Genomic DNA, 13,913 nt, shown 5'->3' on the forward strand with positions numbered 1-13,913 from the left:
GTCAGCCTCCGGCCGGGAACGCGCCGGTGCGGCGGGCGACGGTCAGGGCCCCCGCGAGCGACTCGACGGTCGAGTAGGTGAACAGGGTGCGCACCGGGATCTCCAGGCCGAACTCCTCCTGGAGCCGCAGCGCCACCCGGGTCGCGGTCAGCGAGTCGCCGCCGAGGTCGAAGAAGTCGTCCCCGGCGCCGACCTCGTCGGCGTACAGCGTCTCGGCCCACACCCGGGCCACGGCCCGCTCGGCGGGGGTGCGCGGGGCGATGAACTCGGTCTCCAGGCCGGTGCGTTCGCCGTCCGGCGCGGGCAGCGCCTTGCGGTCGGTCTTGCCGCTGCTGGTCAGCGGCATCCGGTCCAGGAAGACGTACGTACCGGGCACCATGTAGCCGGGCAGGGTGCGGCCGCACCAGTCGCGCAGCGCGCCGATGCCGGGCACCGGGCGGCCGGACACCGGGACGACGTACGCCACGAGCGTCTTCTCCCCGGGCACGTCCTCGCGGACGGTGACGGCGCAGGTGCCGACGTCCTCGTGGGCGAGCAGCGCGGCCTCGATCTCGCCGAGTTCGATGCGGAACCCGCGGACCTTGACCTGGTGGTCGAGGCGGCCGAGGAACTCCAGTTCGCCGCCGGGCAGCCACCGCACCAGGTCGCCGGTGCGGTAGACCTGGCCTTCGGCGAACGGGTTGCGGGTGAAGCGCTCGGCGGTCAGGTCGTCGCGGCCGAGGTAGCCGCGGGCCACGCCGGCGCCGCCGATGAGCAGTTCGCCGGGTACGCCGACGGGGACCGGGCGGTCCGCGTCGTCGACGACGTACAGCTCGGTGCCGGCGGTGGGGCGGCCGATGGGGACGGCGCCGGCGGCGCCGGTGATCTCGGCGACCGAGGCGTAGACGGTGGTCTCCGTCGGGCCGTAGCCGTTGAGGACCCGGGTGCCGGCGCGCAGCATCCGGGCGGCCAGTCCGGCGGGCAGGGCCTCTCCGGCGGCGAAGATCTCCAGGGCGCGCGGCCGGTCGCCGAGGGCGTCCAGGAGGGGGCGCAGCGCGGACGGCGTGGCCTGGACGAGGGTCACGGCGTGCCGGTCGATCAGCTCGACGAGGGCGGGCGGGTTGTGGATCTGGTCCTGGTACGCGCCGATGATCCGGCCGCCGGTGATCAGCGGCAGGAACACCTCGACGCCCGCGATGTCGAAGGTGGCCGAGGTGGTGAACAGGACCCGCTCGTTCGCCGGTGCCGGGAAGGTCTCCCGCATGCCGCACAGCAGGTTGCCGAAGCCGCCCCGGGTGACGGCGACGCCCTTGGGGGTGCCGGTGGAGCCGGAGGTGTAGAGGACGTAGGCGAGGTGCCCGGGCCCGGCGGCCGCCGCCGCTTCCACGACGGGGGAAGCGGCGATCGCCGCGGCGTCGGTGTCGACCGCGACGAGGCTACGGGGCCCCGCCCCGTCGCCGCCGGACAGCCGGCCGCGCAGCGACTCCTGGGTGACGACCACCGGCGCGGCCGTGTCCCGCAGGACGAACTCCAGCCGGTCGACCGGGTGCTGGGGGTCGAGCGGCACGTAGGCCGCGCCCGAGCGGAGCACGGCGAGCAGCGCCACGATCAGTTCGGGGCCGCGCTCCAGGCAGACCGCGACGGGCACGTCGGGGCCGGCGCCGAGGCCGCGCAGGTGGTGGGCGAGGCGGTCGGCGCGGCCGTCGAGCTCCTGGTAGGTGACCTCCTCGGCGCCGAAGACGACCGCGACGGCGTCGGGGACGCGCCGGGCCTGCCCCGCGACCAGACCGGCCACGTCCACGGCGGCGGCCGCGTCGGCGGCCTCGGGGAATGCGGCGCGGCCGCGGCCCCAGCCGGTGAGCAGCAGCTCGCGCTCGGCGGCGCCGAGCGGATCGAGTCCGTCCAGCGCGATGCCGGGGGTTTCGGCGATCGCGGTGAGCAGGGTGAGGTAGCCGTCGGTGAACCGCTCCGCGCTCGCCACGTCGAACAGCTCGGCGGCGAAGCCGACGTGCAGGCCGAGGCCATCACGGCCGTGGTCCCGGTCGAGCGCGAGGGTCAGGTCGGGCGGGCACACCCCGTCGGCCCGGTAGGCCGGCCCGTCCGTGAACAGGGCCTGGACGACGGGGTGGTGGCCGTCTGCTCCGGGTTCGAACGCGGCGGCCAGGCGGGCCACCGGCAGCGCGGCGGCCCGGCCGCGGGCCAGCGCGGCGTCGGTCCGGGCCACGAGCTCGGCGAAGGCCGGGCCCGCGGTCAGGTCGGCGCGTACGACGGCCAGGCCGCCGTCGGCGCCCGGGACGCCCACCGCGAGGTCGCGCTGCCGGGTCCACCGGCCGAGCAGCACCTGGTAGGCGGCGAGCAGCACGGCGGACAGCGGGGCGCCGTACTCGGCGGCCGCCTTGTCCAGCGCCTGCGCCGTACCGGCCGGGACGGTGCGGGTGACGTGGCCCAGGGCGCCGGTGCGCGCCGAGGGGCGCGGCCGGTCGGTGGCCGGCTCCAGCGGTTCCAGGCCCGCCAGTTCGGTTCGCCAGTACTCCAGCGCGTCGGTCATGACCCCTCCGTCGTGTCGAGGATCCGCGCCAGTGCCTTGCGGTCCGTCTTTCCGTTGTCGTTGAGCGGCAGCCCGCCCGGCAGGTGGGTGAGCGAGGCGGGCACCATGTGCAGCGGCAGCAGCTCGCGCAGCCAGGCGTCGAACCGCTCGGGGTCCACCTCGCGGCCCGCGTAGGCGCCGACCAGCTCGGTCTCGCCGTCCGGGCCGGGCAGGGCGAGCACCGCGGCGTCGATGACGTGCGGGTGGCGGTGCACGGCCGCCTCGACCTCGCCGAGCTCGATCCGGAAGCCGCGTACCTTGACCTGCTGGTCGAGGCGGCCCCAGTGCACGTAGAGCCCGTTCTCGCGCCGGACCCGGTCACCGGTGCGGTACCAGTGGGCGTCGGTCAGCGCGGTGCTGCCGTCGTAGCCCGCGGCGGGGCCGCCGCCGGGCTCGTACGACACGAACCGCCCCGCGTTCTCGCGCGGGTCGAGGTAGCCGCCGAAGCGCTGCGGGCCGCGCACGCACAGTTCGCCCTCGTCGGCCGCCAGGCCGTCCTCGTCCAGCAGCACCATCTCCATGCCGGGGAAGGGGACGCCGATCGGCACGGTGCCGTTGGAGAACTCCGGCCAGTCCGTACTCGGCCCGGGCAGCGCGTGGTGGGTGCAGCACACCGTCAGCTCGGTGGGCCCGTACACGTTGTGGATCACGGCGTTCGGGGCCACCTCGCGCCAGAGTGCGGCGTGCTGCGCGGTGACCGGCTCGGCGCCGAACATGCTGTGCCGCAGCTTCACGGCGCGCCCCAGGGGCAGGTTGCCGAGCCGCTGCGCCTCCCGGATCACCGAGGGCACCGAGAACCAGTGGGTGAGCTCGCGTTCGACGATGAAGTCGACCGGCCGGTACAGGTCGGCGGCGAGCGGCACCACCAGGGTGGCGCCGCCGCCCCAGGTCGCGAACAGGTCGATGAGGCTCGCGTCGAAGGTCAGGCCGAACGTCTGGGTGAGCCGGGCACCCGGCGCGATCTCGTACCGCTCGATGTTGTGCGCGATGAACAGCGAGGTGTTCCGGTGCCGGATCGGCACGCCCTTGGGCTGGCCGGTGGAACCGGACGTGAACAGCAGGTACGCCTCGCGGTCCGGATCGTCCGGGACCGGCGGCAGCGACTGCTCCAGCACCCCGGCCGCCGCCGCGGACACCCGCTCGTCCTCGTCGAGTCCGAGGACGGTCGGCCGGTGGCGCTCGGGCAGCCGGGTGAACAGGCCGGCGGACCGGGTGTCCACCAGGGCCACCTGCACACCGGCCCGCTGGGCGATGTCCAGGTTGCGCTGCGCGGGGTAGTCGGGGTTGAGCGGGACGACGCTCGCGCCGAGCCGCTGGATCGCCAGGTATCCGGCGTACGCGGCGACCGAGCGGGTGGCGGCGAGCGCCACCCGGGTGGGCAGCGAGCCGTGCTTGGCGGCGATGCGGTCGGCGAGGGTGAGCGCGAGGGCGCGCACCTCGCCGTAGGTCAGTACCTCGTCGCCGATCTCCAGGGCGGGCAGGCCGGGGTGCCGCAGGGCCGATTCCTCGAACCACTGGTAGAGCGTGCGCTGTTGCCGGTCGTTCATCGTTTCCTCGGTATCGGTGTGCTGGTCTGGCGGGTGCGGCCGCGGGCGCGCATGGCCTCGGCGCGGGCCTGGGCCCGGCTCTGCCCGCGCTCCCCGGCGGCCGACGGGGCGTCCGTGGCGGGGGCGCCGCCCAGGAAGGCGGCCATGGCCTTCACGGTGGAGTGCCGGAACAGGTCCACCACGTCGACCTCCCGCTCCAGTGCGCCGCGCAGCCGGTCGCGCAGCCGGATCAGGAGCAGCGAGTTGCCGCCGGCGTCGAAGAAGTTCTCCGACGCTCCGACCGGCCGGCCCAGCACCTGCTCCCAGGCCGTGGCGACGGTCCGCTCGGCGTCGCTCGCCGGCTGCGCGTCGGCCCCGTCGGCCGGCTGCCCGGCCCCGGCGGCGGCCGCCTCGGCGAGCAGCTCGGCGATCGCCTCCCGGTCGGGGCGGCCGGCCGGGAGCAGCGGCAGCCGGTCGGCCAGGTGCAGCCGGGTGGGCAGCAGATGGCCGGGCAGCAGGTCCCGCAGGTGGGTGCGGAGTGCGTCGACGGTGAGGTCCGCGCCCGGCCGGGCCGCCACGGCCGCCGCGAGGGTGCCGTCGGCCGGGTCGGTCAGGACCTGCGCCCGGACGACACCGGGGTGCGCGAGCAGCGCGGCCTCCACGTCGAGGGCGGCCACGCGGACGCCCCGCACCAGGACCTGGTCGCCGGACCGGCCGGCGAGGACGATCCGCCCGTCGGGGAGCCGGCGGGCCAGGTCGCCGGTGACGAACAGGCGGGCGCCGGGCTCCTGGCCGAACGGATCGGGCAGGAACCGTTCGGCGGTGGCGCGCGCCCGGTCCACGTAGCCGCGGGTGACGGCCGGGCCGCCGATGTGCAGCTCGCCGACCGCGCCGGTCGCCGCGATCGCACCGCGCGCGTCCAGGACGTACGCCGTGGCGCCGGCCGGGAGCCCCAGCGGCAGGGGGCCGTAGCCCTCCCCCTGCGGGGACCGCGCCGGGCCCGCGAGCGCGGGGCCGGCCGTCTCGGCGCACATGTACAGCTGGTGCACGTCCGTGGCCCCGGCGGCCACCGCGGCCGCGAGGGTGGCGGGGAACAGGGGCTCGCCCGTGGTGAGTACGGGGACCCGCGCGCCGCCGGTGAGCAGCCCCGCGAGCTCGGCGGGGGCCGCGAGCACGGTGGCCGCGTCGCCGCCGGCGGGGACGACCGCGCGGCCGCCCCGGGTCAGCGGGCCGAACAGCTCCAGGAACGCGGCCGGCGAGTCCGGGGCCGCCAGCAGGGCGACCGCGTCGAAGGCGGCCCCGGGCAGCTCGCGGTGGGCCCAGCGCAGCCGGGACACCAGATTGCGGTGCTCGGCGACGACCGCGCGCGGCTCGCCGGTGACACCGGCCGTGCGCAGCACCCAGGCGGCGCCCCGCGCGGTGACCCCCGAGGCCTGCGGCGCCGCCGGGTCCTCGCCGGCAGCGTCCTCCGGGTCGAGCACGTCGACCTGGGTGTGGTCGAACAGCGCGCCGGAGTACGGGTCGGCGAGGACCGTCCGCAGTCCCGCGTCGTCCACGGCGAGCCGCAGCAGGAAGGCGGGCAGCTCCGGGTCGAGCGGTACGCACGTGCCGCCCGCCCGGACCACCCCGAGCTGGGCCGCGGCCAGCGCGAAGGACTTCGGTACGCACACCCCGACGGGGGTCTCGGGGCCGGCCCCGAGCGCCCGCAGGCGCGCCGCCACCCGGTCCGCCGCGCGGTCGAGTTCGCGGTACGTCCAGGTGCGCGCCCCCGCGGCCACCGCGACCGCGTCGGGGGTGCGGGCGATCTGCTCGGCGACCAGCCCGTGCAGGGTGGCCTCGTCCTCGTACGCCGCCACGGGCTCCGGGGCCTCGGTGCGCAGCAGCGCGGAGACGCGGGACTGCGGGTCCGCGCCGATCCGCTCCAGGACCGTGCGCAGCCGGTCGAGCAGCAGCCGGGCGGTGGCCTCGTCGAAGAGGTCGGTGCGGTAGTCCGCGAGGGCCAGCAGGCCGTCCTCGGTCTCCACGGTGTCGATCGCCAGATCGGTCTTCATGGTGGGCAGGCGCAGCTCGGCGGCGCCGAACCGGGAGCCTGCCGCCTCGTGGACGGGCGCGGCCGGCGCGTGCGTGTACATGACCTGGTAGAGCGGGTGGTAGCTCGGGTCGCGGGCGAGCCCGAGCCGGTCCATGACCTCGTCGACGAGCAGGTCGGGGTGGTCGAGGGCGTCGAGGAGGTCCCCGCGCACCCGGCCGACCAGGTCGGTGAACTCCGGGTCGCCGGCCAGCTCTCCGCGCAGGACGACGGGCCGGGTGAGGTAGCCGATCACGCCGGCGCTCTCGGTGGTGTCGCGGCCGGAGACGGCCATGCCGGTCAGCACGTCGGTGCCGCCGTACTGGCTGAGCACCACGTCCACCGCGGCCTTGAGCACCATGAACAGGCTGGCGCGCTTGGTGCGGGCCAGCCGGCGCAGCGGCTCCACGACCGGCGCGGGTACGACGGTGGTGACCCGGGCCCCGGCGTGCCCGGCCCGCGCCCGGCGGGGCCCGGCGAGCGGCAGTTCGAGGAGTTCGGGGGCGCCGGCCAGGCGCTGTGTCCAGTAGGCGAGCCGTTCGGGCCCGGCCTCCTCGTCCAGCGCGGTGCGCGCGGCGAGGAACTCCCCGTACCCGACGGCGGGACGGGGCAGCGGGTCGGCGAGGCCGTCCGCGAACGCCCCGTACAGGGCGACGAGTTCGGCGGTGAACAGCTCCAGCGAGGCCCCGTCGAACACGATGTGGTGGACGCCGACGAGGAGCTGGTGCCGCGTCCGGGACAGGCGCAGCAGCTCGGCCCGCAGCAGCGGTCCGCCGTCGAGGTCGAAGGGGGTGCGGGCGAAGGCTTCCGCGCGGGCGGCCGCCTCCTCCCGCGTCGCCTCGACCACGTCGAGGGCGACCGGAGCGGGCGCCCCGATCCGCTGCACGGGCTCGCCGTCGGCGTCCCGCACGATGCGCACCCGCAGCGCGTCGTGCCGCCGGACGAGGGCGTCTAGGGCGCGCTGCAGGGCGTCGGCGTCGAGCGGGCCCTCGATGGTGACGGCGAAGGGGATGCTGAAGAACGGGTCGCCGGGCCGGAGCTGGCCCAGGGCCCACAGCCGCCGCTGGGCGGGGGTCAGGGGAAGCGTGGGCAGGGCGGGCGTGCTCATGCGACGGCCTCCGGTTCCGGGGTGCCCGCCCGCCCGCCGCGGCCGCCGCGCAGCCGGGGGACGAGCAGGACGAGGGCCGCGACGACGAGGACGGCGCCGGCGACGACGATGGATTCGGCGATGCCGACGAGTCCGGCGAGCAGGCCGCCGACGACCACGCCGAGGACGGTGAAGTTGACCATCAGGGCGTTGAGCAGGCCGACGCCGCGGCCGCGCAGCTCCTCGGGCAGGTCGCTGAGGAGGGTGTTGGCGACCGGCACCTGGAAGAGCCCCGAGCCGAGACCGGCCAGGACGCACCAGAGCAGGACGACGGTCAGACCGAGTGCGCCCTGGTCGGTGGCCTCCCATGCCGTGCCCGTGGGGGCGAGCAGCAGCAGGGAGGCGCCGAAGAGCACGATCGACCCGATGAGCAGCCCCCGGTCGGAGAACCGGCGCACCAGCGGCGGACCGGTGAGCGCGCCGATCACGCAGCCCGCGCCGAAGCCGGCCTGGGCCAGCCCGTACTCGAAGGCCGGCAGCTCGAAGACGCTCAGGAGCTGGGAGTTGAGGTTGGTGGTGAACAGGCCGAGGACCAGCATCACCGGGACCATGACGATCGCCAGGAAGCGCAGCGAGGGTACGGCGAGCACACCGGAGATGCCGGTGCGCAGGGACTGCCAGTACCCCTCGCGGCCGCTGTCGGCGCCCCGCACGGGCACCTCCCGCAGCACGGCCATGCTGGCGAGCAGCAGCGCCGAGAGCACGAACGTCACGGCGTCGAGCACGAAGACCGTGGTGACGCTGCCGAAGGCGATGAGCAGCCCGCCGAGCGCGGGGCCCACCAGGTTGAGGGTGTGGTTGGTGGACTGGAAGAGGGCGACCGCCGTGGGGATGCTGTGCCCGCGCACGATCAGCGGGATCGCGGTGATGCGGGCCGTCTCGAAGAAGGCCTTGGCGATGCCGCTGAGCAGGATGAGCACGAGCAGCAGCAGCGGCGAGTCCCGTACGGCGATCATCGCGAGCACCAGGGCGACGCGGACCAGGTCCGAGCCGACCATGAGCAGCCGGGCCGGCAGCCGGTCGGCCAGCGGTCCCACGAACGCGCCGAGCACGCCGAAGGGCAGCAGCTGCGCGATGACGACCAGGGACACGTACAGGACCGGGTCGTCGGTCTCGGTTGCCACCACGTAGATCAGGGTGATCTTGGTGATGGCGTCACCGAGGAAGGAGGCGACGACGGCCAGCCAGTACCGGATGTACGTCCGGTCCTTCAGCAGCTCAAGCATCGTCTCCCCCACCGTTCCCGGCAGCGCCGTTCAGTACCTCGTTGAGGACTTCGGCGACGCCCTCGATGTGGGGGTGGCGCATCATCGTGTAGTGGTTGCCGCCGACCGTGCGGACGTCGAAGTGCTGCCCGGTCAACTCGTTCCAGGAGGTGGCGAGGTCCCACTCCTCCTCGTCGGCGCGGATCAGCGTGACCTTGCCCTTGACGGGGCCGGGCCGGAAGTTCCACACCAGGCGCAGGTTGGCGACCCACAGCTCGTAGATGTCGCGGATCTGCTCGCGTCCGGCGTCCGGCGGCAGGTAGTCGCACTCGCGGGCGATGCCGAGCAGGTAGTCGAGGTGCGCGTCCTCGTCCATGGTCTGCAGTTCGGCGAGCGGCTTGAGGCGCTGACCGTAGTCCCACTGCAGGTTGGCGGCGATGGCCTCGACGATCTCGGCCGGGTCCGGCTCGGAGCCGGCCGGTACGACGGCGGGGGCGTGCGCGTCCATCATGACCACCGACACCTCGGCGCCGCTCTTCTCCAGCTCCCCGGCGACGGCGAAGGCGTTGGCGCCGCCGTAGCACCAGCCGGCCACCGTGTAGGGGCCCTCGGGCTGGGTCTCGCGGATCAGCGCGGCGTACTGGGCGGCGCGGTCGCCGAAGCCGGTGAACGGCAGCTCGCCGCCTGTGGGCGGCGGCGAGGCCAGCGCGTACAGCGGGCGCCCGGCGGGCTCGACGAGGGCTGCGAACGGCATGTAGCAGACGACCTCGCTGCCGGCCGGGTGGGCGAAGAACACCGGGGAGCCGGTGCCGTCGCCGGAGCCGAGCTCGACCAGGTGCACCCCGGTCTCGTCCTGGTAGCCCTCGCGCAGCATCCGGGCGAACCGCTCGACGGTGGCGCCCCGGAAGATCGCCGCCATCGGGAGCTGCTGCCCGAACCGCTTCTCGATCTCCGCCATCAGGCGCAGCACGAGCAGCGAGTGGCCGCCCAGGTCGAAGAACCGGTCGTGCAGGCCGATCGGGGAGACCCCGAGGACCTCCTCCCAGATGTGCGCGACCTCCAGCTCGACGGCGTCGCGCGGCGGCACGTAGCTCGCCGCGTCGCGCTCGACGGCGGGGGCGGGCAGCGCCCGGCGGTCGATCTTCCCGCTGGTGTTCAGCGGGAAGGTCTCCAGGCGGACGATCGCGGCGGGGACCATGTAGTCGGGCAGGAAGCCGCGCAGGTGCTCGCGCAGCTCCTCGGCGGTCAGCGTCCCGTCGGCGGACTCGACGTACCCGGTGAGCCGCTTGTCGCCGGGGCGGTCCTCACGGACCAGGGCGACCGCGCGGCGCACCGCCGGGTGCTCCTCCAGCCGGGCCTCGATCTCGCCCAGCTCGATGCGGAAGCCGCGCAGCTTGACCTGGCCGTCGTCGCGGCCGAGGAAGACGAGCGTGCCGTCCTCGCGCAGCCGAGCCTTGTCGCCGGTGAAGTAGAGGCGGGCACCGGGGCGGCCGCCGAACGGGTCGGGCACGAACCGCTCGGCGGTCAGGCCGGGCCGGCCGCGGTAGCCGCGGGCGACGCCGGTGCCGCCCAGGTACAGGTCACCGGGCATGCCGACGGGGACCGGGGCGAGGCGGTCGTCCAGGACGTACACCTGGGTGTTGTCGAGCGGACGGCCGATGGAGATCTGCTCGGTGCCGCTGTCCAGGCGCTGGAAAGTCGACCAGATGGTGGTCTCGGTGGGGCCGTACACGTTCCAGGTGCGGCCGGGCTCGCGGACCAGCTGCTCGGCCAGGGCGGGCGGCAGGGCCTCGCCGCCGACCAGGACGCGCAGCGAGCCGTCGTTGTGCCAGCCCGCCTCCACCAGCAGGTGCCAGGTGGCGGGGGTGGCCTGCATGACGGTGGCGCCGGTCTCGGCGAGCAGCGCGGCGAGGCGCCGGCCGTCGACGGCCTGCTCCTTGGTGACGACGTGCACCCGGGCCCCGCTGATCAGCGGGGCGTACAGCTCCAGGCCCGCGATGTCGAAGGTGACGGGGGTGACGGCGGCGAGCGTGTCGCCGGGGCCGAGCCCGGTCTCGCGGGCCATCGACAGCAGCAGGTTGACCAGGTTGCGGTGGGTCACCTCGACGCCCTTGGGGCGGCCGGTGGAACCCGAGGTGAAGATGACGTACGCGAGCCGGTCCTCGCCCGAGGCGGGCTTCGCCGGGTCGGCGGACGCGGCGGCGATCGCCTCCGCGTCGGTGTCCAGGCGGATCCGCTCGCCGGGGCATCCGGCGAGCGCGCCGAGCAGGCCTTCCCGGGTGAGCAGGAAGCCGGTGCCGGCGTCGCCGGTCATGTCGGCGAGGCGCTGCGCCGGGTAGGCGGCGTCGAGCGGGAGGTAGGCGCCGCCCGACATGATCACGCCGAGCAGCGCGACGACGAGGTCCACCGAGCGCTCAAGGCACACGCCGACGACGGTCTCGGGGACCACGCCCCGCGCCTGCAGGTGGGACGCCAGCCGGCCGGAGCGGTCCAGGAGTTCGCCGTACGTCAGCCGCTCGTCTCCGCAGGAGACGGCGACCGCGTCGGGGGTGGCGGCGGCCTGGCGGCGCACCAGGTCGTCCAGGCCCAGGCCGGGCTCGCGCGCGGCCTCGGTGCTGTTCCACTCGACGAGCAGGGTGTGCGCCTCGCCGGCGTCGACCAGGGACAGGTCCTGGACGGTGCGTCCCGCGTCCTCGGTCATCTGCTCCAGGAGGCGCACGACCTGGCGGGCCATCCGCGCCATCGTGCTCTCGTCGAACAGGTCGGTGTTGTACTCGAACAGGCCGTGGAGGTGGTCGGCGGCCAGCTGCGGGTCGTCGAGGAACCCGAGGAACACGTCGTCCTTGGCGGTGGCGTTGTCGAGCATCAGCTCCTCGACGCGCAGCCCGGCCATCGGCGGCGGGTCCTCGTGGACGAAGTCCACCAGGATGAAGGAGGCCTGGTAGATCGGGGTACGGCTGGGGTCCCGGGGGATGTCGAGCTCGTCCAGCAGGGTGCCGAACGGGATGTCGAAGTGGTCGAAGGCGCCCAGCATGGTGGAGCGGGTCGCCCGGAGCAGCTCGCGCACCGTCATCGCGGGCGAGACCGTGGTGCGCAGCGGCAGCATCGTGAGGAAGTAGCCGATCATCGGCTCGGTCTCGGGCCTGCCGCGGGTCGAGGAGGTGGTGCCGACGACGACGTCCTGCTGGCCCGTGAGCCGGTGCAGCAGCGTCTTCCAGGCGGCGAGCAGCACGATGTTGATCGTGACGTCCTCGCGCTTGGCGAGGTCGCGGATCGCCTGGGTGAGCTCCGGGGTGAGCGGGAACTGGTAGCGGGCGCCGTTGGAGGTCATGACCGGCGGGCGCGGCCGGTCGGTGGGCAGCTCCAGGACCAGCTCGGCGCCTTCGAGCTGCTGCTTCCAGTACGGCAGGTGCTTGTGCCGGACCTCCTCGCGCAGCCACTGCGGCTGCCACTCGGAGTAGTCCGCGTAGTGCACCTCGACGGGCGGCAGCCCGGGCTCCCGGCCCGTCGCGAACGCCGTGTAGAACTCGGCGAACTCGGCGTTGAAGATGCCCATCGAGCCGCGGTCCCAGACCAGGTGGTCGACGGTGCCGACCAGGACGTGCTGGTCGTCGGCGACCCGCAGCACCGCGATCCGCAGCAGCGGTCCCTTGACCAGGTCGAAGGGGGCGCGCATCTCCTCGGTGGCCAGGCGCGTCAGCTCCGCCTCGCGCCGCTCCTGCGGTACGGAGCGCAGGTCGACGTGGCGGACCGGCACCTCCATGGCGGGGTGGACGACCTGGACGGGAGTGTGGCCGTCCTGCTCGAAGGTGGTGCGCATCGCCTCGTGGCGGTCCACGAAGGCGTCGGTGGCGCGCTGGAGCGCGTCCCGGTCCAGCTCGCCGTGCAGCTTCGAGGCGAAGTACACGTTGTAGAGCGGGTCTTCGGCGTCGAACTGGTGGATCAGCCAGATGCGCTCCTGGTCCACCGTGAGGGGCACCCGGTCGCCGCCCGTGCGCCGGGGAATGGGGCCGGCCGTCGAGGGCGTACGGGCGCGCTCGCGCATCTTCTTGTCCAGGAGGGCCCGCTGGGCGGGGGTGAGGCCGGCCAGCCGGTTGGCGAGTTCGGTCACGACGGGTCTCCTTCGGCGGCAGCCTCGACGGCCTCGGCTGCCCGGTACCGGTTCTTGAGTTCGGTGAGGTGTTCCAGACCCTTGACGACCTGGCCCGGCGCGAGGCCGAAGTCGACCAGGCAGGCCACCTCGTCCACGCCGATGTCGACCAGGTCCTCGATCAGGGACTCGCACTTGTCGGGCGTGCCGAGCAGCGCGAGCGTGTCGAAGTACCGCTCGAAGGTGGCGTTCAGCATCACGTCGCGCTCGGCCTCGGAGAGCTTGGAGTACTCGCTGCCGAAGCTGTCCTGCTGCGCGAGGAAGGTCTTGAGGTAGCCGGTCAGCGGCTCCCGCACGATCTCCCGGGCGCTCTCGTCGTCGGAGTCCAGGAACGTGTGCACCATCGCGGTGACCTTGGCGCGGGACGGGTCGTGCCCGGCTCCGACGAGTGCCTCGCGGTAGGCGGCGATCTTGTCCTTGAGGTCGGCGGGCCGCTGGGCGACGAGACCGGTCAGCAGGTACGCACCGGCCTCACCGGCCTTGACGAACGTCTCGGGGCTGCCCTGCGCCGACACCCACACGGGGAGCTCGGGCTGGATCGGGCGCGGCAGGGTGCGCACCGGCTGGAGCGAGCCGTCGGCGCGCGGCAGTTCGACGCTCTCCCCGGCCCACAGCCGCTGGATCGTCTCGATCGCCTCGAACATCTCCTCCTTGCGGCGCGGGTAGCGCTGCTGCCCGTCGCCGGGGGCCAGGAGGAAGTCGTCGGGGTGCCAGCCGGAGGCCGCGGAGATCGCGGCCCGCCCGCCGGACAGGTTGTCGACGACCGCCCACTCCTCGGCGACCCGCACCGGGTGGTGCAGCGGCAGGACGCAGCTGCCCGCCCGGATCTGGATCGACTGCGTCTGTACGGCGATGGCCGCGGCCAGGACCGACGGGTTGGGGTAGAGCCCGCCGAAGTCCACGAAGTGCCGCTCGGGCACCCAGATCCCGGCGAAGCCGTTGGCGTCGGCGAACCGGGCGCTCTCCATCAGGAGGTCGTACTTCCCGGGGCCGGCGGCGGTGCCGTCGCCGGAGAAGAAGAACAGGCTGAACTCCATGGTGCTGCCGGGGCGCCGGGTGCGGCGCGGAGCGGCGGCCTGCCGGGCGCCGGCCCGCTCCCCCGCGTCCAAGGTGGCGGGTGCCTTCAGGCCGCGCTCGCGCATCGCGCGCAGCAGGACCTCGCGCTGGTCCGGGCTCAGCGAGGCGAGCCGCTCCTGGAGCATGCGGGCCTGCGCCGCCTCGGCGTCGGTGGTCGTGTTCTCGTCAGCCATG

6 protein-coding genes are annotated in these 13,913 nt (G+C 74.6%); all 6 read right to left on the bottom strand.

Going from position 1 to position 13,913, the window contains the following annotated elements; translation table 11 throughout:
* Position 1 precedes the first annotated feature (1 nt).
* The 6 genes from ACZ573_RS16415 to ACZ573_RS16440 are packed head-to-tail and all read right to left on the bottom strand — an operon-like array spanning position 2 to position 13,912.
* Positions 2–2,527, bottom strand: a complete 2,526-nt coding sequence (locus ACZ573_RS16415) for a non-ribosomal peptide synthetase (protein ID WP_471304299.1) — start codon at positions 2,525–2,527, stop codon at positions 2–4.
* The gene (locus tag ACZ573_RS16420) at positions 2,524–4,113 is read right to left on the bottom strand and encodes an AMP-binding protein (RefSeq protein WP_471304301.1); all 1,590 of its coding nucleotides are present in this window, start codon (positions 4,111–4,113) and stop codon (positions 2,524–2,526) included. The genes ACZ573_RS16415 and ACZ573_RS16420 overlap by 4 nt, the downstream gene beginning before the upstream one ends.
* Positions 4,110–7,268, bottom strand: coding sequence for a condensation domain-containing protein (locus tag ACZ573_RS16425; protein ID WP_471304305.1), 3,159 nt, complete (start codon positions 7,266–7,268; stop codon positions 4,110–4,112). The genes ACZ573_RS16420 and ACZ573_RS16425 overlap by 4 nt, the downstream gene beginning before the upstream one ends.
* Positions 7,265–8,533, bottom strand: coding sequence for an MFS transporter (locus ACZ573_RS16430; protein ID WP_471304307.1), 1,269 nt, complete (start codon positions 8,531–8,533; stop codon positions 7,265–7,267). The genes ACZ573_RS16425 and ACZ573_RS16430 overlap by 4 nt, the downstream gene beginning before the upstream one ends.
* Positions 8,526–12,623: a non-ribosomal peptide synthetase gene (locus tag ACZ573_RS16435; RefSeq protein ID WP_471304310.1), complete on the bottom strand. Its 4,098-nt coding sequence runs from the start codon at positions 12,621–12,623 to the stop codon at positions 8,526–8,528. Before ACZ573_RS16435 ends, ACZ573_RS16430 begins: the two co-directional genes overlap by 8 nt.
* The gene (locus ACZ573_RS16440; protein ID WP_471304312.1) at positions 12,620–13,912 is read right to left on the bottom strand and encodes a MupA/Atu3671 family FMN-dependent luciferase-like monooxygenase; all 1,293 of its coding nucleotides are present in this window, start codon (positions 13,910–13,912) and stop codon (positions 12,620–12,622) included. Before ACZ573_RS16440 ends, ACZ573_RS16435 begins: the two co-directional genes overlap by 4 nt.
* Position 13,913: the final 1 nt, after the last annotated feature.

The sequence above is a fragment of the Streptomyces sp. NPDC040545 genome (genome assembly GCF_055595065.1).

Coding starts and splice junctions, on each gene's coding strand:
- ACZ573_RS16440 (WP_471304312.1), bottom strand. CDS start 13,912: ATGGCTGACGAGAACACGACCACCGACGCCGAGGCGGCGCAGGCCCGC.
- ACZ573_RS16420 (WP_471304301.1), bottom strand. CDS start 4,113: ATGAACGACCGGCAACAGCGCACGCTCTACCAGTGGTTCGAGGAATCG.
- ACZ573_RS16430 (WP_471304307.1), bottom strand. CDS start 8,533: ATGCTTGAGCTGCTGAAGGACCGGACGTACATCCGGTACTGGCTGGCC.
- ACZ573_RS16425 (WP_471304305.1), bottom strand. CDS start 7,268: ATGAGCACGCCCGCCCTGCCCACGCTTCCCCTGACCCCCGCCCAGCGG.
- ACZ573_RS16415 (WP_471304299.1), bottom strand. CDS start 2,527: ATGACCGACGCGCTGGAGTACTGGCGAACCGAACTGGCGGGCCTGGAA.